This is a genomic window from Pigmentiphaga humi, assembly GCF_900606115.1.
Taxonomy (GTDB): Bacteria; Pseudomonadota; Gammaproteobacteria; order Burkholderiales; family Burkholderiaceae_B; genus Pigmentiphaga; species Pigmentiphaga humi.
Genome location: NZ_UWPJ01000051.1, coordinates 1 through 720, shown reverse-complemented (window position 1 = coordinate 720; position 720 = coordinate 1). Strand labels below are relative to the sequence as shown.

The window sequence follows — 720 nt, the reverse complement described above, 5'->3', positions numbered from 1 at the left end:
GGACGGGGGGGTGGCGGCGGAGTCGCTGCCTTCCTTCATGCCTTCCTTGAAACCCTTCACGGCACCGCCGAGGTCTTGCCCCATGTTCTTCAATTTCTTGGTGCCGAAGATCAGGACCACGATCACCAGGACGATCAGCCAGTGCCAAATGCTAAAGCTACCCATTACTTGCTCCACGCCTTGCGGCGTCAATTCGTTCAGTCGGACCGGACGACGCCCGGTTGGTTGCGTTTCCAGGGGCGGGGACCGCCGACCACGTGATAGTGCAGATGCGGCACTTCCTGGCCTCCGTCGGCGCCATTGTTGGCGATCAGGCGGAAGCCCCCTTCCGGCCCGGGACGGCAACCCTGCTCCAGGGCCAGGCGGGGAATCAGAACCTGCATTCTACCCAACAGCGGCACGTCGGCCGCGGCGAGATCCTGCATCGACGCGATGTGCTTCTTGGGAATCACCAGGAAATGCACCGGGGCGCTCGGGTTGATGTCGTGAAACGCGAGGATCTCGTCGTCTTCGTAGACCTTGCGAGAGGGTATTTCCCCCTTCGCAATCTTGCAGAAAATACAGTCATCAGTCATATAAGTTTTCCGTAATACCTATGCGCGTTCGATCCAGGGCGCCGCGGATCCGGCTCGGCCGGTCCGCCAGCGCCGCCCCCTTGAGGGGGCCCGCGTAAGCGGGTAGGGGGTGGGCTTCCCTCTCAGCGCGTAGGGGGGGGCTCAT

2 protein-coding genes are annotated in these 720 nt (G+C 62.4%); both read right to left on the bottom strand.

Going from position 1 to position 720, the window contains the following annotated elements:
• Positions 1-165: Sec-independent protein translocase subunit TatA (tatA, locus tag PIGHUM_RS23805; protein WP_124082287.1), on the bottom strand; the 165-nt coding region annotated here is incomplete at its 3' end.
• 32 nt (positions 166-197) lie between these two features.
• Entirely contained in the window at positions 198-575 is a 378-nt protein-coding gene (locus PIGHUM_RS23800; RefSeq protein ID WP_124082285.1) for a histidine triad nucleotide-binding protein, read from the bottom strand.
• Positions 576-720: the final 145 nt, after the last annotated feature.